This window comes from Pseudomonas sp. Leaf48, from assembly GCF_001421885.1.
Lineage (GTDB): Bacteria > Pseudomonadota > Gammaproteobacteria > Pseudomonadales > Pseudomonadaceae > Aquipseudomonas.
This window is the reverse complement of sequence record NZ_LMLH01000028.1, coordinates 444,524-468,879: the sequence shown is the minus strand read 5'-3', so window position 1 is coordinate 468,879 and position 24,356 is coordinate 444,524. Positions and strand designations below refer to the sequence as shown.

Genomic DNA, 24,356 nt, shown 5'->3' with positions numbered 1-24,356 from the left:
GGAAAAGCAGCTCCAACCGAGAGCTAAATCATGGTCAAGGTAACTCCCGATCCTCCGACAGATTCGCCATCACCACACAACACTTCTGACCCCATAAGACCGCAGTTGGCTGCCAGCATAATGGCCGCGCCGCACAACCCCAGCCCCTTCTTCACAGTCAATCCGGAACTCGATACAGCAACTTTGCTGGTATATGCATGTGAGTCACTGGCATCGGCTAGCGTGATGTCCACGGATCTGGCGGACCATCTGCAAGGGACCCCGCGCAACGCGCTGCTGGGGATTGCGCAGGTGATCATGCTGGGTGAACTGGCGGTAAATCGAGCACTGGATCAACTTGATCCGCAGTGACTGTCTTGGCATAGCTAACACCATTGCAGCAGCTACGCAGAATGCTTTTAACAATCGTCTGATGCTATGAACGAAAACGGCCCGCATCCAAAGGAAGCGGGCCGTTTCATGTGCAGCGAAAGATCAGAGCCTCAGCTCATCCCCATCACTTGTTCAGACGGAAATCCGCCTCGGCAGCAGCAAAGCGCTGCAGCATGCCGGCAGTCGGCGCGCCCAGCTTGCTGACGATGTAGATCGCCAGGCTGGCGAAGATGAAACCAGGGATGATTTCGTACAGGCCCAGCAGTTCGAAGTGTTTCCACACGATCACGGTGATCGCGCCAACCAGGATACCGGCCAGTGCGCCGTTGCGGGTCATGTCTTTCCAGATCACGGAGATCAGTACGACTGGACCGAACGCGGCACCGAAACCAGCCCAGGCGTAGCTCACCAGGCCCAGCACGCGGTTTTCCGGGTTGGCCGCCATCGCGATGGCGATCAGGGCAACCAGCAGCACCATGGCGCGGCCCACCCAGACCAGTTCAACCTGGGAAGCGGACTTGCGCAGGAAGGTCTTGTAGAAGTCTTCGGTCAGGGCGCTCGAGCACACCAGCAACTGGCAGCTCAGGGTGCTCATTACCGCCGCCAGAATGGCCGACAGCAGTACCCCGGCGATCCATGGGTTGAACAGGATCTTGGCCAGTTCGATGAACACACGCTCGTGGTTTTCGGTCACGGGACCGGCCACTTCAGGGTGCGCCGAGAAGTAAGCGATACCAAAGAAGCCTACGGCCACGGTGCCGCCCAGGCACAGGATCATCCAGGCCATGGAGATGCGACGGGCCTTGGCGATCGATTTCACCGAGTCGGCCGCCATGAAACGCGCCAGGATGTGCGGCTGGCCGAAGTAGCCCAGACCCCAGCCCATCAGCGAGATGATGCCGATGAAAGTGGTGCCCTTGAGCATGTCGAAGTTGCTTGGGTCTTGCGCTTCGATGGCCAGGAAAGTGGTGTCGACGCCGCCGGTGGCCAACAGCACGATAACCGGCGTCAGGATCAACGCGAAGATCATCAGGGTGGCTTGTACGGTATCGGTCCAGCTTACAGCCAGGAATCCGCCGATAAAGGTGTAGGCAATAGTCGCCGCAGCACCGGCCCACAGCGCTGTCTCGTAGGACATGCCGAAGGTGCTTTCGAACAGACGGGCACCGGCTACGATGCCGGAAGCGCAGTAGATGGTGAAGAACACCAGGATCACGACGGCGGAGATGATCCGCAGGAGGCCGCTTTTGTCTTCGAAACGGCTGGAGAAGTAGTCCGGCAGGGTCAGCGCATCGCCGTTGTGCTCGGTCTGTACGCGCAGACGGCCGGCGACGAACAGCCAGTTCAGGTAGGCACCGACGATCAGGCCGATAGCGATCCAGCTTTCGGACAGACCGGACATGTAGATGGCGCCCGGCAGGCCCATCAACAACCAGCCGCTCATGTCGGAAGCACCGGCGGACAACGCGGTCACGACGCTGCCCAGGCTACGGCCGCCCAGAATGTAGTCGGAAAGGTTGTTGGTGGAGCGATAGGCCATCAAGCCGATCAGCACCATTGCTGCGATGTAGATCACGAACGTGATCAGGGTTGGATTGCTTACGCTCATTTAAGTGACGCCCTGGCTTTGTTTTTATGTAGCGGCGGCTGGTGAACCGCGCGCAAACGGTGACGTTTGACAGACGATTCGGGATCCCGCGCATTTATGACCGATGTTTCCCCAGGAAAGCCATCGGCCGGAGCACCCGGATTTCGACCGGGTTGCACCTTGGGCGCGAATGCTATTCAACAAAGCAAATAAGGTGCAACCTGTTTCGTGCGAATAAGTTGCACCGAGTCTGAAATAAACTTCAAACCCGCTTTTTTGCTCCTTTTCGGAGCAAGAACCACCGCCAACCTATCTAAAAAGCACCAAGCAGAGACAACGCTGACGTAGCAGAATTTATTTCCTGACGAGCTGCGTAATATTCCGATAAAAAAAGGGTTGCACCCGGTTGCACCTCAACAGGCGCACGGCTAATCTTGCCGCCAGCTGATGCCACGCAGTCGTGGCAAACATGAGGATAAAAACATGGCTACCACCACCCTTGGGGTCAAACTTGACGACCCGACCCGCGAACGCCTCAAGGCCGCCGCGACCTCGATTGATCGCACGCCGCACTGGCTGATCAAGCAGGCAATCTTCAATTACCTGGAAAAACTCGAGGGTGGTGCAACCCTGACTGAGCTGAGCGGTTTGACCAAGGATTCCGACGACACCGTCGATGCGCCTCTGGATCATGCCCACCAGTGCTTCCTGGAATTCGCCGAAAGCATCCTGCCGCAATCGGTGCTGCGCGCTTCGATCACCGCTGCCTACCGTCGCCCTGAGCCGGAAGTGGTGCCAATGCTGATCGAGCAGGCGCGTCTGCCGGCACCGATGGCCGAAGCCACCAACAAACTTGCCGCATCCATTGCGGAAAAACTGCGCAACCAGAAGAGCGCTGGCGGCCGTGCCGGCATCGTTCAGGGTCTGTTGCAGGAATTCTCCCTGTCGTCCCAGGAAGGCGTGGCGCTGATGTGCCTGGCCGAAGCACTGCTGCGCATCCCGGACAAAGGCACTCGCGATGCGCTGATCCGCGACAAGATCAGCACCGGCAACTGGCATCCGCATCTGGGCAACAGCCCGTCGCTGTTCGTCAACGCTGCTACCTGGGGTCTACTGCTGACCGGCAAGCTGGTGTCCACGCACAACGAAGCCGGCCTGACTTCGTCATTGAGCCGCATCATCGGCAAGAGTGGCGAGCCGATGATCCGCAAGGGCGTCGACATGGCCATGCGCCTGATGGGCGAGCAGTTCGTCACCGGCGAAACCATCGCCGAAGCCCTGGCCAACGCCAGCAAGTTCGAAGCCAAGGGCTTCCGCTACTCCTACGACATGCTCGGTGAAGCCGCACTCACCGAACACGACGCGCAGAAATACCTGGCCTCGTACGAACAAGCCATCCACTCGATCGGCAAAGCGTCCCACGGTCGCGGGATTTATGAAGGCCCGGGTATCTCGATCAAGCTCTCCGCACTGCACCCGCGCTACAGCCGCGCTCAGTACGAGCGCGTGATGGACGAGCTGTATCCGCGCCTGCTGTCGTTGACCCTGCTGGCCAAGCAATACGACATCGGCCTGAACATCGACGCTGAAGAAGCCGACCGCCTCGAGCTGTCGCTGGATCTGCTCGAGCGCCTGTGCTTCGAGCCGCAACTGACCGGCTGGAACGGCATCGGTTTCGTGATCCAGGCTTACCAGAAGCGCTGCCCGTACGTAATCGACTACGTGATCGACCTGGCTCGCCGCAGCCGTCATCGCCTGATGATCCGCCTGGTGAAAGGCGCGTACTGGGACAGCGAAATCAAGCGCGCCCAGGTCGAAGGCCTGGAAGGCTACCCGGTCTACACCCGCAAGGTGTACACCGACGTTTCCTACATCGCTTGCGCACGCAAACTGCTGTCGGTGCCGGAAGTCATCTACCCGCAATTCGCTACGCACAACGCTCACACCCTGTCGGCGATTTATCACATTGCCGGGCAGAACTACTACCCTGGCCAGTACGAGTTCCAATGCCTGCACGGCATGGGCGAGCCTCTGTACGAGCAGGTTGTAGGCAAGGTGTCCGAAGGCAAGCTGAACCGTCCGTGCCGCGTCTACGCTCCGGTCGGCACCCATGAAACGCTGCTGGCGTACCTGGTACGTCGCCTGCTGGAAAACGGCGCGAACACCTCGTTCGTCAACCGCATCGCCGACCAGTCGATTTCCATCCAGGAACTGGTTGCCGATCCAGTGGCAAGCATCGAGCAGATGGCAACGCTGGAAGGCGGTTTCGGCCTGCCACACCCGCGCATCCCTATGCCGCGCGACCTGTATGGTGCCGAACGCGCCAACTCCAGCGGCATCGACATGGCCAACGAACATCGTCTGGCTTCGCTGTCCTGCGCCCTGCTGGCAACCGCTCACAACCACTGGAAAGCCGCGCCGATGCTCGGTTGCGCCTCCAGCACTGAAACTCCGGCACCGGTGTTGAACCCGTCCGATCTGCGCGACGTGGTCGGTCATGTGCAGGAAGCCACGGTAGAAGACGTCGACAACGCCATCCAGTGCGCTCTCAACGCCGCACCGATCTGGCAGGCCACACCACCAGCCGAGCGCGCCGCGATTCTGGAGCGTGCCGCCGACTTGATGGAAGCCGAAATCCAGCCGCTGATGGGCCTGTTGGCCCGCGAAGCCGGCAAGACCTTCGCCAACGCCATCGCCGAAGTGCGCGAAGCCGTAGACTTCCTGCGTTATTACGCGGTGCAGGCACGCAACGATTTCACCAACGACGCTCACCGTCCGCTGGGTCCAGTGGTGTGCATCAGCCCATGGAACTTCCCGCTGGCGATCTTCAGTGGTCAAGTGGCTGCGGCACTGGCTGCCGGTAACCCGGTACTGGCCAAACCTGCGGAGCAAACGCCGCTGGTGGCCGCTCAGGCCGTGCGCCTGCTGCTCGAAGCCGGCATCCCGGAGGGCGTACTGCAACTGCTGCCGGGCCGTGGCGAAACCGTCGGCGCAGGCTTGGTGGGTGATGATCGCGTCAAAGGCGTGATGTTCACCGGCTCCACTGAAGTGGCTCGTCTGCTGCAACGCAACATTGCCGGTCGCCTGGACAGCCAGGGTCGTCCAATCCCGCTGATCGCCGAAACCGGTGGCCAGAACGCGATGATCGTCGACTCCTCGGCCCTGACCGAACAAGTGGTGATCGACGTGGTTTCGTCGGCCTTCGACAGCGCCGGTCAGCGCTGCTCCGCCCTGCGCGTGCTGTGCCTGCAGGAAGATTCCGCCGACCGCGTCATCGAAATGCTCAAGGGCGCCATGGCTGAAAGCCGTCTCGGCAACCCTGAGCGCCTGTCCGTGGACATCGGCCCGGTGATCGACGCCGAAGCCAAGGCTGGCATCGAGAAGCACATCCAGGCCATGCGCGACAAAGGTCGCAGCGTGTACCAGGTGGCTATCGCCGACGCCGAAGAAGTCAAACGTGGCACCTTCGTGATGCCAACGCTGATCGAACTGGAAAGCTTCGACGAACTGCAACGGGAGATCTTTGGCCCGGTACTGCACGTGGTTCGCTACAAGCGCAAAGACATCGATCAACTGATCGCCCAGATCAATGCTTCCGGCTACGGCCTGACCCTGGGTGTACACACCCGCATCGACGAGACCATCGCCAAGGTGATCGACACCGTCAATGCCGGTAACGTCTACGTCAACCGCAACATCGTCGGTGCCGTGGTCGGCGTGCAGCCATTCGGCGGCGAAGGCCTGTCGGGTACCGGTCCGAAAGCCGGCGGCCCGCTGTACCTGTACCGCCTGCTGTCGACCCGTCCTACCGATGCGATCGAACAATCCTTCGCTCGCGGTGACGCCATCGCAGCGCCGGACGTTCGTCTACGCGATGCCATGAGCAAGCCGCTGACCGCGCTGAAAGCCTGGGCCGACAGCAACAAGTTCGCCGACCTGAGCACCCTGTGCGTGCAGTTCGCCGCGCAATCGCAAAGCGGGATCACCCGTGTACTCGCCGGCCCGACCGGCGAGCGCAACAGCTATGCGATCCTGCCACGCGAACACGTGCTGTGCCTGACGGAAGTCGAAGGCGATCTGCTGACGCAACTGGCAGCCGTACTGGCTGTAGGTGGTTCGGCGGTATGGCCGGAATCGGACTTGACCAAGGCCTTGTTCGCACGTCTGCCGAAGGACATTCAGGTGCGCATCAAGCTGGTTTCCGACTGGAACAAGGACGAAGTGGTATTTGATGCAGTCCTGCATCACGGCCATTCCGATCAGTTGCGTTCGGTTTGCCAGCAAGTGGCCAAGCGTGCCGGTGCGATCGTCGGGGTTCAGGGCCTGGCCCAGGGCGAGAGCAACATTGCGCTGGAGCGCCTGGTGATCGAGCGGGCGTTGAGCGTTAACACCGCTGCGGCGGGCGGTAACGCCAGCCTGATGACCATCGGTTAAATCCGATAAACCGGGCAGCCGCGAATGCTGCCTGGCAACCAAAACCCTGTGGGAGCGGGCTTGCTCGCGAAAGCGGACTGTCAGTCAACTTAAATGTTGAATGGAGCCTCTTCGCGAGCAAGCCCGCTCCCACATTTGCTTTGTGGCGCCTGCAAAGTCGCCGCCCGGCCCAATTATCACGCTCATCAATCATGCTATTCAGCATAAATTCACATGACTAGACTCGGCCCATCCCAATAAAAGGTAGGCCGCCATGTCCGAGACGTTGCTCAGTTCCCGTAATCTGGCTTTCGAGCTGTATGAAGTCCTCGATGCCGAGGGCCTGACCCAGCGTGAGCGTTTCGCCGAGCACAACCGCGAAACCTTCGATGCAGCCATCGGCACCGCCCGCAGCATCGCCGAGAAGTTCTTCGCCCCGCACAATCGCAAGGGCGACGAGAACGAGCCGCGCTATGAAAACGGCCAGGCAATCCTGATTCCGGAAGTGAAACCGGCGGTGGATGCCTTCCTCGAAGCCGGCTTTCTCAACGCCGCGCGCAGTTTCGACGCTGGCGGCATGCAGCTCCCCACGCTTTTGTCCCAAGCCTGTTTTGCGCACTTCCAATCGGCCAACGCGGCATCGACCTCTTATCCGTTCCTGACCATGGGCGCGGCCAACCTGATCGAGAGCTTTGGCACCGAGGAACAGAAGCGCCGCTTCCTGCAACCGATGATCGATGGACGCTTCTTCGGCACCATGGCCCTCACTGAACCTCACGCCGGCTCATCGCTGTCGGATATTCGTACCCGTGCCGAGCCTGCGTCCGACGGCACCTATCGCCTCAAGGGCAACAAGATTTTCATCTCCGGCGGCGATCACCCGCTTTCCGAAAACATCGTGCACATGGTGCTCGCCAAGTTGCCGGATGCGCCGGCCGGAGTGAAAGGCATTTCCCTGTTCATCGTGCCCAAGTTCCTGGTGAACGATGACGGCAGCCTGGGCAAGCGCAACGATGTGCTGCTGGCTGGCCTGTTCCACAAGATGGGCTGGCGCGGCACCACGTCTACCGCGCTGAATTTCGGCGATAACGGTGAGTGCGTCGGTTATCTGGTGGGCAAGGCGCATCATGGCTTGAGCTACATGTTCCAGATGATGAACGAAGCGCGGATCGGCGTCGGCATGGGCGCGGTAATGCTCGGCTACGCCGGTTATCTGTACTCGCTGGAATACGCCCGCGAGCGCCCGCAGGGTCGCGTGCCGGACAGCAAGGACCCAAACACCGCGCCGGTGGCAATCATCCAGCACGCCGACGTCAAACGCATGCTGCTGACGCAAAAGGCTTACGTCGAAGGTTCATTTGACCTCGGGTTGTACGCGGCGCGACTGTTCGATGACACCACCACCCTTGAGACCGAGGCGGAACGCAAGCAGGCCCAGGAACTGCTGGATCTGCTGACGCCGATCGTCAAATCCTGGCCGTCGGAGTTTTGCCTCAAGGCCAACGAACTGGCGATCCAGATCCTTGGTGGGCACGGTTATACCCGTGAGTATCCGGTGGAGCAGTACTACCGCGACAATCGCCTGAACCCGATCCACGAAGGCACCCACGGCATTCAGTCGCTCGACCTGCTGGGCCGCAAGCTGGCGCAGAACGGCGGTGCGGGGCTTAAGCAACTGATCCGCCTGATCGCCAATACCGCTGAGCGAGCACAAGCCCATGAATCGTTGACTGCGTTGCGCGAGCCGCTGGAAAAACTGGTGGCGCGCCTGCAGAGCGTGACCATCGGCCTGCTGATGGACATGGCACAAGGCAAGGTCAACAGCAGCCTGGCGAACTCGGCGCTGTACTTGAAGGTATTTGGTCACGCAGTGATTGGCTGGCGTTGGCTGGAACAGGCGATTCGTGCCGAGGAAGGCCTGGCCAAGGGCAATACGGCGGATGCGAGCTTCTATAAAGGCAAGCTGCAAGCGGCGCGCTACTTCCTGACGTGGGAAGTACCGGGTTGTCACCATGAACTGACGATTCTTGAGGCGCGGGATGATGTATGCCTTGGGATGCAGGATGAGTGGTTCTGACTAAAGCCTTCCAGTGCTGCTGAATCCATTCGCGAGCAAGCCCGCTCCCACAGTTGAAATGCGATCAACTGTGGGAGCGGGCTTGCTCGCGAAGGGGTCCACACCGACAACACATCAGCTCAAGCGAAACCCACCCATCTGCCGCGCCAGGTCATCCGCCAATCGCTGCAACGTCTGACAGTCTTCGCGGCAAGCCCTGACCTCCCCCGCCGTCGCCCGCGCCAAATCCGAAATCCCCTGCACATTGCGATTGATTTCTTCGGTCACGGCCGACTGCTCTTCAGTCGCGGTCGCCACCTGGTGGTTCATGTCGCTAATGCGTTCTACCTGCCCGGTAATCGCCGTCAGCGACGCGCCGGTGCGCTGGCTCGACTCGACGCCGGTACCCGTCGCCGCCTGCCCGGCATGCATCGAGGACACCGCGTTTTCCGCACCCAGCTTGAGGCTGCCAATCATCTGCTGAATTTCATCAGTGGACGACTGGGTACGCCGCGCCAGGGTTCGCACCTCATCGGCAACCACCGCGAATCCGCGCCCCATGTCTCCGGCCCGAGCGGCTTCGATGGCCGCGTTCAACGCCAGCAGGTTGGTCTGCTCGGAAATCCCGCGAATCACCGCCAGTACCTGATCGATCGAGGCCACCTGATGGGCCAACTCCCCCACGGCCGTGGCCGCCACGCCGATTTCGTCGGACATGCTTTCGATATGCCGAATCGATCCGCCGACCACATCCCGCGCCAGCAGCGCTTCATCCCGGGCCGATTGCGAGGCGACTGCCGCGTTGCCCGCATTCTGGGCGATCTCCTGCACGGTCAGGCCCATTTCGTGGACAGCGGTGGCAACCATATCGGTCATTTCCTGCTGGCGGCCGGAGCGTTCAGCGGTGTTATCCACCACTCGCGCCACTTGGCTGACGGCGGTGCGCAAGCGTTCGCTGGTGGTCAGCACTTCGCCGATCATGCCGTGCTGGCTGTCGAGGAAGCGATTGAATCCGCGTGCCAGGTCCCCCAGTTCATCAGCGCGACTGGCATCGAGCCGGTGCGTTAAATCTCCACCGCCGCTACCAATGGCAACCAATGCGGCTGTTACCTGCCGAATCGGCCTGACCAGACCACGGGCCAGCAATACCACCAGCAACAGGCACACCAGCGCCACCGCCAGACCGATGCCACTGCTCATCCACATCGCGCGACGGGATTCGGCGTAGATCTGCGATTGCGGCACTTCGGCCACCAGGGTCCAGCCGAGATCGCGCAGGGGCAGACTTAATGCGAGGAAGTCTTCACCGTCGCGCTGGAAGCTGCTGCTGGTGGCAGTTTTTTGACCCATCACCGCCTGGGCCGCCGAGCCGCCGATTTGTTCGACCAGGGTGCGCTTACCGCTGAATTGCGCCTCCGGGTGGACCTGGATCAAACCGTCAGAACGCACGAGATAGACCTTGCCGCGCTCGCCAAAGTTGAAGTTGTGGATCAGCTCAGACAGCTCTTTCATGCTCAGGCCAAGCCCGGCAACACCCACGACTTTCCCGGCCTGCTCGACTTTGAAGTCGATGAAAAGCGCCAATTCTCCGGTGGCGGTGTCATTGTCGATATTGAGAGTGCGTGGCTGGTTGCTGTCGAGGAAAGAGTAGAACCAGGCGTCTGTGGGGTTGGAACGACTGAGCGTCCGGTCCAGACCTTTTTCGGTGAAATAATGGTTGGACGCGCTGCCGATAATAATCGCGGTAAAGGCCTTGTGCTCGGCGCGGATACCTTCCAGATAGGTAGTAAAAGTGCCGGCCTGGTCACTGTCTTCGCCCCCGGCCAACCAGTCACGCACCATGCTGTTGCTGGCGATATCCCTCGCCGCGGTGAGGGGTTGGACGAGGATGCGCTCGATGTCGTTGCGCATCGCTTCGATACTCGACGGCAGTGCCTGCTCGACCAGGTAGCTCTGGGCGAGGCGATTAACTACCAGGGTATATAGGCCAACCACAATCAGAATACTGACCAGCAGGGCACTGCCCATGCTGAGGATCAATTGCCACTGGATACTGCGTCGCCAGAACTGCATGGAGCACCCCCAAAGAATAAGAGGCTGAAACACTGCAACAGCCATGCCGAATGTATACATTTACATCGACAATTTATTCTTTGGTTGTGCGCAAAACCGATCAGGCCTGGTTGATCGTCTTGGAAATCACTTCGACCGTGGCGCTGACTTGCTCTTGGTAACGGTCGAGTTCGAGCTTGTGCTGCTTTTGCATTTCAATCTGCTGGGAACACAGATTCATCGCGGCCAGCACCAGCAGTCGGTCACCGATCAGCGTCGGGTACTTCCTTTTGGTATCGGCCAAGGCAGCCTTCAACATCAATGCGGCGTCCAGCAGGGTCTGCTCTTCCCCGGCCGGCGCCCTGATCGAATAGTCCTCTCCCAGGATCGAGACGACCTTTACCCCTGCGGCGTTGTAACTCATGCGCTGACGGGACCTGCGCTGACGCGCTCGACCAGAGCCTGGATGCGAGCCGCAGTGGCGCCTTGCTTCTCTTCCTGCTCCATCAGGCTCAATTGCAGGCTTTCGTTCTCATCCTTGGCCTGGGCCAATTCTGCGGTCAGGGTCTGGTTGGTGCCGAGCAGGGCCTGGTTCTGTTGTACCAGGTCGCTGACCAGTTGTTCCAATTGGCTTAGGGATGCTTCCAACATTTTGATTTTCCGGACTTTTTCAAAGGGCGCGTACGATAAAGAAAAGTCATCATGGATGCCAGGGTTATACGGGCGCAATGCCTTGATTTTCCTGGCGGGTGACCTTTCCCGCGAGTTTTAAAGACTGTACTACGGCGATCTGGTTCCTGCACTTCGTCGCCCGATCTCGCCAGCTGGGTCGAATGCTTGGGCGGTATAGCCTTTTGTGGCTTGAGGGGCTTGAGGGGCTTGCTGTGGCGAGGGGGCTTGCCCCCGTTCGGTTGCGCAGCAACCGTAAAACCTGCAGACGGGATATTCCAGGAAATATTGCACCGGCCGACTTGGGGTCGCTTCGCGACCCAACGGGGGCAAGCCCCCTCGCCACAGTGACTGCACTCAATTTGAGATCGCAGTTAGCTCCGTCAAAAAGCTTTTTGACAGCATCGCATTTCAACAGGTTAGAATCGCTGGCACGCAGACTGCATGGTCAGTTTGTGCCCGCCTTTCAGCTTTCTGGAGTACTGCCTTTGAATGCGACGACCATCAACAGCCTGTTCTTGATCGGCGCGTTGCTGGTAGGTGCAAGCATTCTGGTGAGTTCGCTTTCATCGCGCCTCGGCATCCCGATTCTGGTGATCATCCTGGCCGTCGGCATGGCGGCCGGCGTTGACGGTGGCGGCATTATTTTCGACAACTACCCCACGGCGTACCTGGTCGGCAACCTGGCACTGGCGGTGATCCTGCTCGACGGTGGCTTGCGCACCCGGGTCTCGAGTTTCCGCGTCGCGTTATGGCCGGCGTTGTCGCTGGCCACGGTCGGGGTGTTGATTACCACAGGGCTGACCGGCATGGCCGCCGCGTGGCTGTTCAACCTGAACCTGATTCAAGGCCTGCTGATCGGCGCCATCGTCGGCTCCACCGACGCAGCGGCAGTGTTCTCGTTGCTGGGTGGCAAAGGCTTGAACGAACGGGTGACCGCCAGCCTCGAGATCGAATCCGGCAGCAACGACCCGATGGCGGTATTCCTCACCGTCACCTTGATCGACATGCTCGCCAGCGGCGAGACCGGGCTGCACTGGAGCCTGCTGACCCACCTGTTGCGCGAGTTCGGCATTGGTGGCGTCATCGGCCTCGGCGGCGGATGGCTCATGCTGCAACTGGTCAACCGCATCAACCTGGCCACCGGCCTTTATCCGATCCTGGTCATTGCCGGTGGCCTGGTGGTGTTTGCTTTGACCAACGCCCTGCACGGCAGCGGTTTCCTCGCGGTGTACCTGTGCGGACTGGTGATCGGCAACCGCCCGGTGCGCAGCCGCCACGGCATCCTGCACATGCTCGACGGCATGGCCTGGCTGGCGCAGATCGGCATGTTCCTGGTGCTGGGTTTGCTGGTGACGCCTCACGACCTGCTGCCGATCGCCCTGCCGGCGCTGGCTCTGGCGCTGTGGATGATTCTGTTTGCGCGGCCGCTGTCGGTCGTGGTCGGCCTGCTGCCGTTCAAGGCTTTCCATGGGCGCGAGAAGGCGTTCATTTCCTGGGTAGGCTTGCGTGGCGCGGTTCCGATCATTCTGGCGGTGTTCCCGCTGATGGCTGGCCTGCCTAACGCCCAGCTTTATTTCAACCTCGCATTCTTCATCGTGCTGGTATCGCTGCTGGTGCAGGGCACGAGTCTGCCCTGGGTCGCCAAACTGCTGAAAGTGACCGTGCCCCCGGACCCTGCACCAATCTCCCGCTCCGCTCTGGAGGTGCACGTCACCAGCGAATGGGAGTTGTTCGTTTATCGCCTTGGCGCAGAGAAATGGTGCATCGGCTCCCCCCTGCGGGAACTGAAAATGCCCGAGGGTACCCGCATCGCGGCCCTGTTTCGCGGCCAACAATTGCTCCATCCGTCGGGTAGTACGGTGCTCGAAGTCGATGATTTGCTGTGCGTAATCGGCCATGAGCACAACCTGCCGGCCCTGGGAAAACTCTTCAGCCAGGCCCCGCAACGGGGCCTCGATCTGCGCTTCTTCGGCGACTTCGTCCTCGAAGGAGACGCCCAGCTGGCCGCGGTTGCTGCACTCTACGGGTTGAAGGTCGAAGGCATCGATCCGGACATGTCCCTGGCCCGCTTCATTGCCCAGAAAGTCGGTGGCGCACCAGTGGTCGGCGACCAGGTGGAGTGGAACAACACCATCTGGACAGTTGCGGTCATGGACGGGAACAAGATCGGCAAAGTGGGCGTCAGATTCCCCGAAGGAAGTCGCCCGGGCCCCGGGCTCTTCCTCTAAACTGCTCCCACTATCACTTGCTTGACCGGTCTTTATGCCTAACCTGCGCTCCATTTTCGCCATTGCCCTGCTGGGCTTGAGTCTTTCTGTCGGTTCCCTTGGTTTACCGCAAGCGGCACAAGCGGCCGAACCGCCTAGCAGCGAAGCCGTGCAAGCGAGCCTGAACAAGATCGCTGATCGCAAGCTGCCCGAAGCCGATCAAAAGGCCCTGCAAACTGTCCTGCAGAACACCCTCACGCAGCTCGACAGCAAGCGCGATTACGAGCAGAAGCTGGCCGATCTCAAGCAGCAATTGAGCAGCGCACCCCGCCAGACCATAGAGAACCAGCGCGAACTGACCCGGCTCAAAGCCACCACCGTGTCGCCGGTCGCGCAACGCTTCGCCAAAGAGCCGATTCAGCAACTGGAGCAGGTGCTCACCGAACGCTCGACGCAGCAGAGCGATCTGCAAAAAGCCCTGGCCGAAGCCAACAGCCTGATCATCACCGCCCAGACCCGGCCGGAGCGGGCCCAGGCGGAGATTTCCGCCAGCCAGACGCGCATCCAGCAGATCAACAACATCCTCAAGACAGGCAAAGACGCCGGCAAAACCCTGAGCGCCGAGCAGCGCGACCAGCTCAATGCCGAACTCGCGGCACTGAACGCCCTGATTCCACTGCGTCGCCAGGAACTGGCCGGCAATACCCAGCTGCAAGACCTGGGCAAGAGCCAGCATGACTTGCTATCGGAGCGCTCCGAGCGCCTGGATCAGGAAATCCAGGACCTGCAAAACCTGATCAACCAGAAGCGCCTGGCGCAATCCCAGGAAACCGTCACCCAGCAATCCATCGAAGCACAAAAGTCCGGTGGCAGCAGTCTTCTGGCCACCGAGAGTTCGGCCAACCTGAAACTGTCGGACTACCTGCTCAAAAGCACCGACCGTCTCAACGAAGTCACCCAGCAAAACCTGATGACCAAGCAGCAACTGGACAGCGTGACCCAGAGCGATTCGGCCCTGGATGAACAGATCAACGTGCTCAAGGGCAGCCTGCTGCTGTCCAAGATTCTGTACAAACAGAAGCAGGCCTTGCCGCGCCTGCGGGTCGACCGCAACCTTGCCGACCAAATTGCCGACATCCGCCTGTATCAGTTCGAAGTCAGCCAGCAACGGGAGATGCTCAGCAATCCGGCGACCTACGTCGACAACCTGCTGTCGACCCAGCCGCCTGAGCAGGTCACCCCACAGCTGCGCAAAAGCCTGCTGGAACTGGCCACCACCCGTGCCGACCTGCTGGAGCGGCTCAATCGCGAACTTAGCGCGGTGCTCAACGAGTCCATCACCCTGCAGTTGAACCAGAAGCAATTGCTCAGCACCGCACAAAGCCTGCGAGCGACGCTAGATGAGCAGATGTTCTGGATTCCCAGTAACAAACCGCTGGACCTGGAATGGCTGTACAGCGTGCCGGATCGCCTGGAGCGCCAGGTCGACTCGCTGCCATTGACCTCAAGCTTCAGCGAGCTGGTCGACGGCCTGACCCAGCGCCCCCTGCTCTTCCTGCCATTGGCCCTGCTGATCGGCGCCCTGCTGTGGCGGCGCAAGCAGCTGTATGCGCGACTGAACAAGGTGCACCAGGACATCGGCCACTTCAAACGCGACAGCCAGTGGCACACGCCCCAGGCGATCCTGATCAATATCCTGCTGGCGATGCCGGTGGCACTGGCCTTGGGCTTGTGCGGCCTGGCCCTGCAAATCGACGCACGGGAGCAAAACGCCAGTGTCGGCGCAGCGTTGATGCAAATGGCCCAGGCCTGGCTGGTCTTCTATACCGCCTACCGGATTTTGTCGCCCGGTGGCGTGGCGGAGTTGCATTTCCGCTGGGAAAAACCCCAGGTCGAATTCCTCCGTGGCTGGGTCCGCCGCTTGGGCATGGTGGTGATGGCCCTGGTGACAGTGGTGGCGGTTGCCGAACTGCAACCGGCGGCATTGGCCGATGACGTACTCGGCATGCCGGTGGTACTCACCTGCTATGCCTTGATGACGCTATTGCTCAGCCGCTTGCTGATCAGCAGCCCGACCCACGAAAACGCCTCGCTGTTCCGCAAGACCTTGGGAATCATGTTCACCGCCCTGCCCGTCGCGCTGTTCGTGGCAGTGTGCTTCGGCTACTACTACACCGCGCTGAAACTTAGTGATCGCCTGATCAACACCCTGTACCTGCTGATGTTCTGGCTGGTGATCGAAGCCACCTTCGTGCGCGGCCTCAGCGTGGCGGCTCGCCGCCTGGCCTACCAGCGCGCCCTGGCCAAACGCCAGGCGGCGAAAGAGGCCGGGGACGGCGAAGCGGTGATCGAGGAACCCACGCTGGACATCGAGAAGGTCAACGAACAGTCCCTGCGCCTGATCCGCCTGGCGCTGCTCAGCGGCTTCATCGCAGCGCTGTACTGGGTCTGGTCCGACCTGATCTCGGTGTTCTCGTACCTGGACAACATCACCCTGTACGAATACACCAGCGGCACCGGCGCCAACATGAGCATGGTGCCGATCAGCATCGGCGACATGCTCGGCGCGCTGATCATCATCGGCATTACCTTCGCCCTGGCGCGAAACCTGCCGGGCCTGCTGGAAGTGTTCGTGCTGTCGAAACTCAACCTGGCCCAGGGCAGTGCCTACGCCACCACCACCCTGCTGTCATACGTGATCGCCGGCGTTGGTTTCGTCTCGACCCTGTCGACACTCGGCGTGAGCTGGGACAAGTTGCAGTGGCTGGTGGCAGCGCTGTCGGTCGGCCTCGGCTTCGGTATGCAGGAGATCTTCGCCAACTTCATCTCCGGCATCATGATCCTGTTCGAGCGTCCGGTGCGCATCGGCGACACCATCACCATCGGTAACCTGTCGGGCACCGTGAGCAAGATCCGCATCCGCGCCACCACCATCACCGATTTCGACCGCAAGGACATCATCGTCCCGAACAAGACGTTCATTACCGGACAACTGATCAACTGGTCGCTGACCGACACCATCACCCGGGTAACCCTCAAGCTCGGCGTGGACTATGGCTCGGACCTCGATCTGGTGAAAGAATTGCTGCTCAAGGCCGCCCGCGATAATCCGCGAGTATTGAAAGATCCGGAACCCCACGTGTACTTCCTGAACTTCGGTGAAAGCACCCTGGACCACGAATTGCGCATGCACGTGCGCGACCTCGGTGACCGCAACCCGGTGCTCGACGAGGTCAACCGCTTCATCAACCGCGAGTTCAAGAAGCAGCACATCAACATCTCGTTCCGCCAGATGGAGGTTTACCTGAAGAACCTGCACGGCCAGGAATACAAGATGGTGCCGATCGAGCCGGAAGCGAAAACCATCGTGCCGATCGTCGACCGCAAGCCCGCGCAAGAACCGCCCGCCGCCAAACTCGACTAACCGGCCAATCCCCAGCAGAATGCTCGGACATTCTGCTGGAGCCGGCCCTTGAAAGCCCTCGACGAACTGACTTTCGATAATCGCTTCGACCGCTTGGGCGATGCGTTTTCCGCTCATGTGCTGCCCGAGCCCATCGACAATCCGCGCCTGGTCGTGGCCAGCCCCGCCGCCATGGCGCTGCTGGACCTCGACCCGGCCGTGGCCGAAACCCCGGAGTTCGCCGAACTGTTCAGCGGCCACAAGCTCTGGGCCGATGCCATTCCAAGGGCGATGGTCTATTCCGGTCACCAGTTCGGTTCCTACAACCCGCAACTGGGCGACGGCCGCGGCCTGCTGTTGGGCGAGGTGTATAACCAGGCCGGCGAGCATTGGGACTTGCACCTCAAGGGTGCCGGCCAGACGCCATTTTCGCGCATGGGTGACGGGCGGGCGGTATTGCGCTCATCGATCCGCGAGTTTCTCGCCTCCGAAGCCCTGCACGCCCTGAACATCCCGAGCACCCGTGCCCTGTGCGTGATCGGCTCCGACACCCCGGTGTGGCGCGAGAAACAGGAGCGCGCCGCCATGGTCTTGCGCCTGGCGCCGAGCCACGTGCGCTTCGGGCACTTCGAGTACTTCTACTACACCAAACGCCCCGAACAGCAGAAAGAACTGGGCGATCACGTGCTGGCCATGCACTTCCCCCATTGCCTGGAACAACCGGAGCCGTATCTGGCGATGTTCCGCGAAGTGGTCGAGCGCAATGCCGAACTGATCGCCAAGTGGCAAGCCTACGGCTTCTGCCACGGGGTGATGAACACTGACAACATGTCGATCCTCGGCATCACTTTCGACTTCGGCCCGTTCGCCTTCCTCGATGACTTCGACGCCAATTTCATCTGCAACCACTCCGATGACCAGGGTCGCTATTCATTCAGCAATCAGGTGCCGATCGGCCAGTGGAACCTTAGCGCCCTGGCGCAGGCCCTGACGCCATTCATCAGCGTCGAGGCCCTGCGCGAAACCCTTGGCCTGTATCTGCCGCTGTTCCAGGCTCACTACCTTGACCTGATGCGCCGCCGCCTCGGCCTGACCACTGCCGAAGATGATGACCAGAAATTGCTGGAGCATCTGTTGCAGCTGATGCAGAACAGCTGCGTCGACTACAGCCTGTTCTTCCGCCGCTTGGGCGAGCAGGCACCGGAACAGGCCACTGCCCGATTGCGTGATGACTTTGTCGACATCAAGGGTTTCGATGCCTGGGGCGCGCTGTATATCGCGCGGGTCGCGCGTGAAGGCGAGGCTGACCAGGAACAACGCCGCAAAAGAATGAATGCGGTAAACCCGCTGTACATCCTGCGCAACTACCTGGCGCAGAAAGCCATCGATGCGGCGCAGGACGGCGACTACTCGGAAGTGCGCCGGCTGCACGCGGTGCTGAGCAATCCGTTCGAGGAGCAACCCGGGATGGAGAGTTATGCAGAGCGGCCGCCGGAGTGGGGCAAGCATCTGGAGATCAGTTGTTCGTCGTGAGGCTGGCCGCAATTGAAAATCCTGGCGGGCGCCTCCAATTAAGGAGGACCCGCTTCCAACTGGACCATCCGCGATGACTGACTCACTCCTCATCCCCTGCCCACACTGCAACGGCCTCAACCGCATCCCTGCCGAGCGCATCGGTGACCAACCGAAGTGCGGCCGCTGCAAAGCCGGCGTCTTGCTGAGCAAACCGTTCGAATTGAAGCAAGGGGACTACGCCAGCCAGATCAAGGGCGATTTGCCTTTACTGGTGGACGTATGGGCGGACTGGTGTGGGCCGTGCAAGTCGTTTGCGCCGGTGTTCGAACAGGCAGCCGGGCAACTGGCGGGCAAGTGTCGGCTGGCCAAGCTGGACAGCGAAGCGAACCAGCAGTTGTCGGCGCAATTGGGCATTCGCTCGATTCCGAGCCTGATTCTGTTCAGGAACGGCCGGGAGGTTGCACGCCAGAGCGGAGCCTTCCCGTTACCGCAATTGATGAGCTGGTTGCGTAGCCAGGGGATCTGACGCACCTCGACTCAATGTACGAGCCAGCTCACGATGGGATCGCTCGGTCAACGGATAGGCTGGATTTGAGGCCGTCATCGCGAGCAAGCTCGCTCCCACAGTGTTTTGGTGTCAGCCACGAGATTCAGGCCTTTTCCAGCAGGTTGTGCAACTCGACAAACTGCTGGGTCAGCTTGTGCCGTGGATCAAGATGGATCAGTGGCGTGTTGGCCTGGTGGGATTCGCGCATGCGCACCGAGCTGGTCAAGTACACCGGCAGCACCGGCAGGCCTTCGGCGATCAGCTCGTCGAGCATCTGCTGGGGCAGACTGGCGCGGGCCTGGAACTGGTTGACGACAATGCCCTCAACTTCCAGCCCTTCGTTATGGTCCTCCTTCAACTCTTCGATTTCCGCCATCAGGCCATACAGCGCCTGGCGAGAGAAACTGTCGCAATCGAAAGGTATGAGCACGCGATCAGCGGCAATCAGCGCCGAAACTGCGTAAAAATTCAACGCCGGCGGTGTATCGAGGTAAATCCGGTCGTAGTCTTCACTCAGCTCTTCAAGCAATTTACGCAGCTTGTTGATCTTGTGCTTGGCCTCAAGCTTTGGCTGCAAATCCGCCAGCTCGGCGGTGGCCGTCACAACGTGCAGGTTTTCAAACGGGGTTTCGTAGATATCGACCTGATTCTTCTTGGAGAACGGCCCGGAGGACAGCGTCTGCTTGAAGAAATCGGCAATACCCATGGGAATGTCGCTGCCGGTGAGGCCCGTCAGGTACTGAGTGGAGTTGGCCTGGGCGTCAAGATCCACCAGCAAGGTGCGAAAGCCCTCGCTCGCGCTGACAGCCGCCAGATTGCAGGCAATGCTGGATTTGCCCACGCCACCTTTCTGATTGAACACCACGCGCCGCATGTCAAAACCCCCGTGTATCAAAGAATGACCGAGTGTAGTGGTCCACGGCATGGCTCCGCTACCTAAACGGAAAGGGACTACACAGTCACGCGAGTTCTCTTGCTGAAAAAGCGGTAAACCCATGCGTCATCCACAGTCAACGCTGACAGATCAAGTTGATGAGAATATGGATAATTGCCCCACAATTGGCTTCTGTGGGCCGTTCGACACATTTAGCTGAGCAAAATGTAACCAACATTTGCTACACGTCAGCCGCACCGGGATAATGCGGGCCACTCGGCGCCGTGCGCCACGTAAGGGTGAGCCGTAGATGACGGGTCATTCAACGCGTCAAGAAAGCCCGCAGGGGCGGGATGAATGTCTTTGATCAACTTCAACATCGCCCAATGGCGCGCGTGGGCCCCTGGGCTCGAAAGCGTGGACGATTGGCAAGCCTGGAGCCGACATCCAGTTGTGCTGCAAGGTAGCGATGCCGCTCCCGACGTCTCGTTTCTACCGGCGATGCAGCGTCGGCGACTCGGCCGACTGGCGCGGATGGCATTCAGTGTCGCCTGGCCATTAGCCGATGGTCGGCAAGACCTGCCATTGGTCTACATTTCCCGTCACGGGGAAACCCCGCGCACCTTCGACATTCTCAGCGACCTGGCGAGCGACCAGCCGCTTTCGCCGACCCAGTTCAGCCTGTCGGTACACAACGCCATCATCGGACTGTGGTCGATCATGCGTGGCGAAACCAGCGAAATGACGGCCCTCGCCGCAGCTGGCGACGGCCTGGAGCACGGCATGCTGGAGGCTGCGGCACTGCTGGCCGAAGGGGCACCAGCGGTGCTACTGGTCATTACCGAAGAGCAACCGCCCGAAGCCTATTCGACCTGGATCGACGACGTACCCTTCCCTTATGCCCTGGGCCTGTTGATCACCGCAGGAACCGACTGGCAGCTGTCCCTGAACAGCCCCTCTGAAGCGTTGTCAAAAACCTGCTGGCCTCACGCCCTGAATCTGCTGCCGACACTGCTGGGCCAGCAAACCACCTGCCAACATGCCTGGAAAAATCGTGTATGGACCTGGCAACGCAACCTGTAACCGAAAAAAACCGCAACGCCTACTACTGGCGCCTGCTGGCCACCGCCGCAAGCTTTGCCCTGTTCGGGTTGGGCGGCCTGTGCCTGCGCCTGGTGATTTTTCCGCTGCTCAACTGCCTGCCGGGCGATGCCCAGACCCATCGGCGGCGGGCGCGGCAAATGGTCAGCCGCTGTTTCTGGTTGTTCGTGCAGTTCATGAGCCGCAGCGGTGTGCTGACCTACGACATTCAAGGTGCGGAAAAACTGGGGCGGCCGGGGCAAATGATCATCGCCAATCATCCGTCATTGATCGACGTGGTGTTTCTGATCGGCCTGGTGCGTCATGCCAATTGCGTCGTCAAGCAAAGCCTCTTTGAAAACCCTTTCACCGGTGGGCCCCTGCGCAGCACCGAATACATCAGCAACGACGGCAGCATGGACATGCTCGACACCGCCGCCGACGCCCTGAAAAGTGGCCAGACCCTGATCATCTTTCCGGAAGGTACTCGCACCCAGCCAGGCCAGGCACCCGCCTTTCATCGGGGGGGAGCGGCAATCGCCTTGCGCGGTGCGAAAATCCTCACCCCGGTTATCATCAAGGTCAGCCCGAGCACATTGACCAAGGCCGAACCCTGGTATCGCATCCCCAAACGGCGCGTGCACTTCAGTTTCCGGGTAGGTGCCGATATAGACCCACAAACCTTCGCAGCGCTGGGGCCGCCCCCGCAGGCCTCGCGCAAGCTCAACGAATATTTGCACTCTTACTTTATCAAGGAGCTCGCCGAAGATGAGCGAACTGAACAGCCATAGCCTGCTGCAGGAAATCAAACAGTTGATCATTGACGCCCTGGGCCTCGAAGACATCAGTGCCGACGACATTGGCAACGACCAGACCTTGTTCGGCGAAGGCCTGGGCCTGGACTCGGTGGACGCCCTGGAATTGGGCCTGGCGATCCAGAAAAAATACGGCATCAAAATCGACGCCGATGCCAAAGACACCCGTAGTCACTTCAGTAACGTGGCTAGCCTTGCAGCTTTCGTTACCGCAAAACAGGCAGCTTGAGACCGGACCATGCAAACTCGTGAAGACATTTTCAACACCTTGCGCGATGCCCTGGTCGAGCTGTTCGAACTCGAGCCCGAGCGTGTGAGCCTCGAATCCAACCTGTACCAGGATCTGGAAATCGACAGCATCGACGCCGTCGACCTGATTGATCACATCAAGCGCCAGACCGGCAAGAAAATCGCCGCCGAAGAATTCAAATCGGTGCGTACCGTCAGCGACGTGGTCGAGGCGGTCTACCGTCTGGTTCAACCGGCCGCATGAGCCGATTGATCGGCCTTGGCCTGTTGCTGGCGGGCCTGCTATACCCTTTCGCCGTGTATTTCGGCATGGAGCACTTTGCTCCATGGCAGTTCGGCCTGTTGCTGGGCAGCCTGTGGCTGGCCCGGGCACTGGCCGGCAGGCGACGACCTGGCAGTTCGTGGATGGCCACCGCAGCAATCGTGTTCTGTTTGCTGCTGGCGCTGCTCGATAGCCCGGCACTGCTGCGATGGTATCCGGTACTGATCAGCGCCTTCATGTTGGGGCTGTTCGGGTTGAGCCTGAAATACGGCCCACCGATGATCGAGCGCCTGGCCCGTCTGCGTGAACCTCGGCTGCCGGCCAGGGCCATTCGCTATACCCGTCAGGTGACCATCGCCTGGTGCCTGTTTTTTCTCTGCAACGGTTTGTGCGCTGCCGCCCTGACGCTTTGGGCGCCGCTGAGCTGGTGGATGCTGTACACCGGCCTGATTTCCTACGGATTGATAGGCCTGATGTTTGCCATTGAATGGCTCATTCGACAACGGGTACGAGGCCGCCCATGACCTGGATAAAACTTGAGCAACTGCTGTTCAAGACTCAGTCGGCGCGCGTCGTAACGACCGAACCGGAGCTGGATCACACCCGCTTGTGCGAACAGGCGCTGCAACTGGCCGCTGGCTTGCAGGCCCAAGGCGTGCAACGCATAGCCGTGCACCTGGAAGACGCCGCCGACCTGGCGATCGCGCTGTTGGGTGCCTGGCGTGCCGGGGTCAATGTGTTGCTGCCAGCCGATCTGCAACCGCAAACGCGCCAGCGCTGGTCGAATGATGTCGATCTGTGGCTGACCGATCAGCCCGACGATGCACATCTGAACGACTTCTGTCAGTCGCCACTCGCCCCGGCAGCACTGGATCCGGATCAATGCCGGCTAAGCCTGTGCACCTCCGGTTCCAGTGGCGAGCCCAAACGCATTGAGAAAACCCTGCGCCAACTGACCAATGAAATTGAAGCTCTGGAGCAGTTGTGGGGGACCGGACTGGGCCCGGCGTGCATCATCGGCAGCGTCGCCACCCAGCACATCTATGGTCTGTTGTTTCGGCTGTTGTGGCCGCTGTGCGCCGGGCGCCCATTCCTGCGTCGGCAACTGGCTTTCCCGGAAGACTTGCAGCGCGCCAGTCGCGAGCACCCGGCATTCGCCTGGGTCGCCAGCCCGGCACTGCTCAAGCGTATGGGCGACAACCTTGACTGGCCGGCGTTGAGCGCCGTGCGCCAAGTGTTTTCTTCCGGTGGCGCGCTGCCGACCGAGGCCGCGCAGCGGCTGCATGAACGCCTTGGACAATGGCCGTTGGAGATTTTCGGCAGTTCGGAAACCGGTGGCATCGCCTGGCGCCAGGGCCATGACGCCTGGCAGCCTTTCGCGGATGTCGTGCTTAGCCAGGACAGTGACGGCGCGTTGCTGATCGCTTCACCGTACCTGCCCAGCGGCCATATCGAACACACCGCCGATGCCGTGCGCATTGCCGCTGATGGCCGTTTCGAGTTGCTCGGGCGGCTGGACCGGATCGTCAAGCTGGAAGAAAAACGCATCTCGCTGCCCATGCTCGAACAGGCGCTGATGCAACATGAGTGGGTGGCCGAGGCGCGCCTGGGCGTCATCCAGGAAAACCGCGCTTCGCTAGGCGCATTGCTGGTGCTGAGTGAATCCGGCTTGCACGCCTTGCGCAACCAGGGTCGACGCACATTGACCGAACAACTGCGCCAACATCTGGGCCAGCACTGCGAAACAGTGGCCTTGCCACGACGCTGGCGTCTGCTGCGACAAATGCCATTGAATGCCCAGGGCAAGCTGCCTCAGGTCGATGTCGAGTCTTTGCTGCTGGCTCCGCGCCCCAAGGCACCACAGGTACTGGCGCAGGTCGAAACCGATGGCGAATGGAGCCTGCAGCTGGCCGTGCCGCCGGACCTGGCCTACTTTAGCGGCCACTTCCCCACCGCGCCGGTGTTGCCTGGCGTGGTACAGGTGGACTGGGCGCTGAGTCTCGGCCAGCAATTGATGACCCTGCGGGGAAAGTTCGCCGGGATGGAAGTGTTGAAATTCCAGCAACTGATACGACCGGGCGATGAAATCCAGTTGCACCTGCGCTTTGATTCGGCTCGCAGCAAACTGTATTTCACCTATCGCGATGAGACTGCTACCTGTTCCAGTGGGCGGATTTTGCTGGAGGCTTCAAGTGAGGCATAGCCTTGGTGAGTGCTGCGCACTCAATCGCGAGCATGCTCGCTCCTACAG

General features: G+C 60.5%; 18 protein-coding genes and 1 pseudogene. 13 read left to right on the top strand and 6 right to left on the bottom strand.

What is annotated here, in order from left to right; genetic code table 11:
- The first annotated feature begins 30 nt into the window (after positions 1–30).
- Positions 31–351: a DUF6124 family protein gene (locus ASE98_RS18000; RefSeq protein WP_060542677.1), complete on the top strand. Its 321-nt coding sequence runs from the start codon at positions 31–33 to the stop codon at positions 349–351.
- 145 nt (positions 352–496) lie between these two features.
- On the opposite strand, the gene putP is transcribed toward ASE98_RS18000, so the two are convergent.
- Complete coding sequence (gene putP / locus ASE98_RS17995) at positions 497–1,981, bottom strand: sodium/proline symporter PutP (RefSeq protein ID WP_060542676.1); 1,485 nt, start codon at positions 1,979–1,981, stop codon at positions 497–499.
- A gap of 462 nt (positions 1,982–2,443) precedes the next feature.
- Between putP and putA the strand changes: the two genes are divergently transcribed.
- The gene (gene putA, locus ASE98_RS17990; protein WP_060542675.1) at positions 2,444–6,394 is read left to right on the top strand and encodes a trifunctional transcriptional regulator/proline dehydrogenase/L-glutamate gamma-semialdehyde dehydrogenase; all 3,951 of its coding nucleotides are present in this window, start codon (positions 2,444–2,446) and stop codon (positions 6,392–6,394) included.
- Positions 6,395–6,647: 253 nt separating this feature from the next.
- Positions 6,648–8,450: an acyl-CoA dehydrogenase gene (locus ASE98_RS17985; RefSeq protein ID WP_060542674.1), complete on the top strand. Its 1,803-nt coding sequence runs from the start codon at positions 6,648–6,650 to the stop codon at positions 8,448–8,450.
- Between the two features lie 114 nt (positions 8,451–8,564).
- On the opposite strand, the gene ASE98_RS27825 is transcribed toward ASE98_RS17985, so the two are convergent.
- The 4 genes and pseudogenes from ASE98_RS27825 to ASE98_RS17970 all read right to left on the bottom strand — a co-directional run bounded on the left by ASE98_RS27825 (position 8,565) and on the right by ASE98_RS17970 (position 11,132).
- The gene (locus tag ASE98_RS27825) at positions 8,565–9,296 is read right to left on the bottom strand and encodes a methyl-accepting chemotaxis protein (protein ID WP_371318068.1); all 732 of its coding nucleotides are present in this window, start codon (positions 9,294–9,296) and stop codon (positions 8,565–8,567) included.
- A 135-nt stretch (positions 9,297–9,431) separates the two neighbouring features.
- Positions 9,432–10,457 (bottom strand): annotated as a pseudogene (locus tag ASE98_RS27820) (HAMP domain-containing protein); the annotation flags it as partial.
- A gap of 145 nt (positions 10,458–10,602) precedes the next feature.
- The gene (locus tag ASE98_RS17975) at positions 10,603–10,905 is read right to left on the bottom strand and encodes a cell division protein ZapA (protein WP_060542672.1); all 303 of its coding nucleotides are present in this window, start codon (positions 10,903–10,905) and stop codon (positions 10,603–10,605) included.
- Positions 10,902–11,132 (bottom strand): hypothetical protein, encoded by a 231-nt coding sequence (locus tag ASE98_RS17970; protein WP_053153499.1) that lies wholly within the window; start codon positions 11,130–11,132, stop codon positions 10,902–10,904. Before ASE98_RS17970 ends, ASE98_RS17975 begins: the two co-directional genes overlap by 4 nt.
- A 506-nt stretch (positions 11,133–11,638) precedes the next feature.
- Here ASE98_RS17970 and ASE98_RS17965 point away from each other — a divergent pair.
- The 4 genes from ASE98_RS17965 (at position 11,639) to trxC (ending at position 18,804) form a co-directional block, all read left to right on the top strand.
- Positions 11,639–13,381, top strand: coding sequence for a potassium/proton antiporter (locus ASE98_RS17965; RefSeq protein ID WP_060542671.1), 1,743 nt, complete (start codon positions 11,639–11,641; stop codon positions 13,379–13,381).
- A 34-nt stretch (positions 13,382–13,415) separates the two neighbouring features.
- Positions 13,416–16,784, top strand: a complete 3,369-nt coding sequence (gene mscK, locus ASE98_RS17960; RefSeq protein WP_060542670.1) for a mechanosensitive channel MscK — start codon at positions 13,416–13,418, stop codon at positions 16,782–16,784.
- Positions 16,785–16,832: 48 nt separating this feature from the next.
- Positions 16,833–18,296 (top strand): protein adenylyltransferase SelO, encoded by a 1,464-nt coding sequence (gene selO, locus ASE98_RS17955; RefSeq protein WP_060542669.1) that lies wholly within the window; start codon positions 16,833–16,835, stop codon positions 18,294–18,296.
- A gap of 73 nt (positions 18,297–18,369) precedes the next feature.
- Complete coding sequence (trxC, locus tag ASE98_RS17950) at positions 18,370–18,804, top strand: thioredoxin TrxC (protein ID WP_060542668.1); 435 nt, start codon at positions 18,370–18,372, stop codon at positions 18,802–18,804.
- A gap of 124 nt (positions 18,805–18,928) precedes the next feature.
- Here trxC and ASE98_RS17945 read toward each other — a convergent pair whose 3' ends face one another.
- The gene (locus ASE98_RS17945) at positions 18,929–19,699 is read right to left on the bottom strand and encodes a ParA family protein (protein WP_060542667.1); all 771 of its coding nucleotides are present in this window, start codon (positions 19,697–19,699) and stop codon (positions 18,929–18,931) included.
- A 357-nt stretch (positions 19,700–20,056) separates the two neighbouring features.
- Between ASE98_RS17945 and ASE98_RS17940 the strand changes: the two genes are divergently transcribed.
- Genes ASE98_RS17940 through ASE98_RS17915 form a run of 6 tightly spaced genes read left to right on the top strand, consistent with a single transcriptional unit; the run spans position 20,057 to position 24,308 of the window.
- The gene (locus ASE98_RS17940) at positions 20,057–20,782 is read left to right on the top strand and encodes a beta-ketoacyl synthase chain length factor (RefSeq protein WP_060542666.1); all 726 of its coding nucleotides are present in this window, start codon (positions 20,057–20,059) and stop codon (positions 20,780–20,782) included.
- Positions 20,758–21,570 (top strand): lysophospholipid acyltransferase family protein, encoded by an 813-nt coding sequence (locus ASE98_RS17935; protein ID WP_060542665.1) that lies wholly within the window; start codon positions 20,758–20,760, stop codon positions 21,568–21,570. The genes ASE98_RS17940 and ASE98_RS17935 overlap by 25 nt, the downstream gene beginning before the upstream one ends.
- Complete coding sequence (locus ASE98_RS17930; protein WP_060542664.1) at positions 21,548–21,823, top strand: phosphopantetheine-binding protein; 276 nt, start codon at positions 21,548–21,550, stop codon at positions 21,821–21,823. The genes ASE98_RS17935 and ASE98_RS17930 overlap by 23 nt, the downstream gene beginning before the upstream one ends.
- A gap of 9 nt (positions 21,824–21,832) precedes the next feature.
- Positions 21,833–22,087, top strand: a complete 255-nt coding sequence (locus tag ASE98_RS17925; protein ID WP_060542663.1) for an acyl carrier protein — start codon at positions 21,833–21,835, stop codon at positions 22,085–22,087.
- Positions 22,084–22,629, top strand: a complete 546-nt coding sequence (locus ASE98_RS17920; RefSeq protein ID WP_060542662.1) for a hypothetical protein — start codon at positions 22,084–22,086, stop codon at positions 22,627–22,629. The genes ASE98_RS17925 and ASE98_RS17920 overlap by 4 nt, the downstream gene beginning before the upstream one ends.
- Complete coding sequence (locus tag ASE98_RS17915; protein ID WP_060542661.1) at positions 22,626–24,308, top strand: acyl-CoA synthetase family protein; 1,683 nt, start codon at positions 22,626–22,628, stop codon at positions 24,306–24,308. The genes ASE98_RS17920 and ASE98_RS17915 overlap by 4 nt, the downstream gene beginning before the upstream one ends.
- Positions 24,309–24,356: the final 48 nt, after the last annotated feature.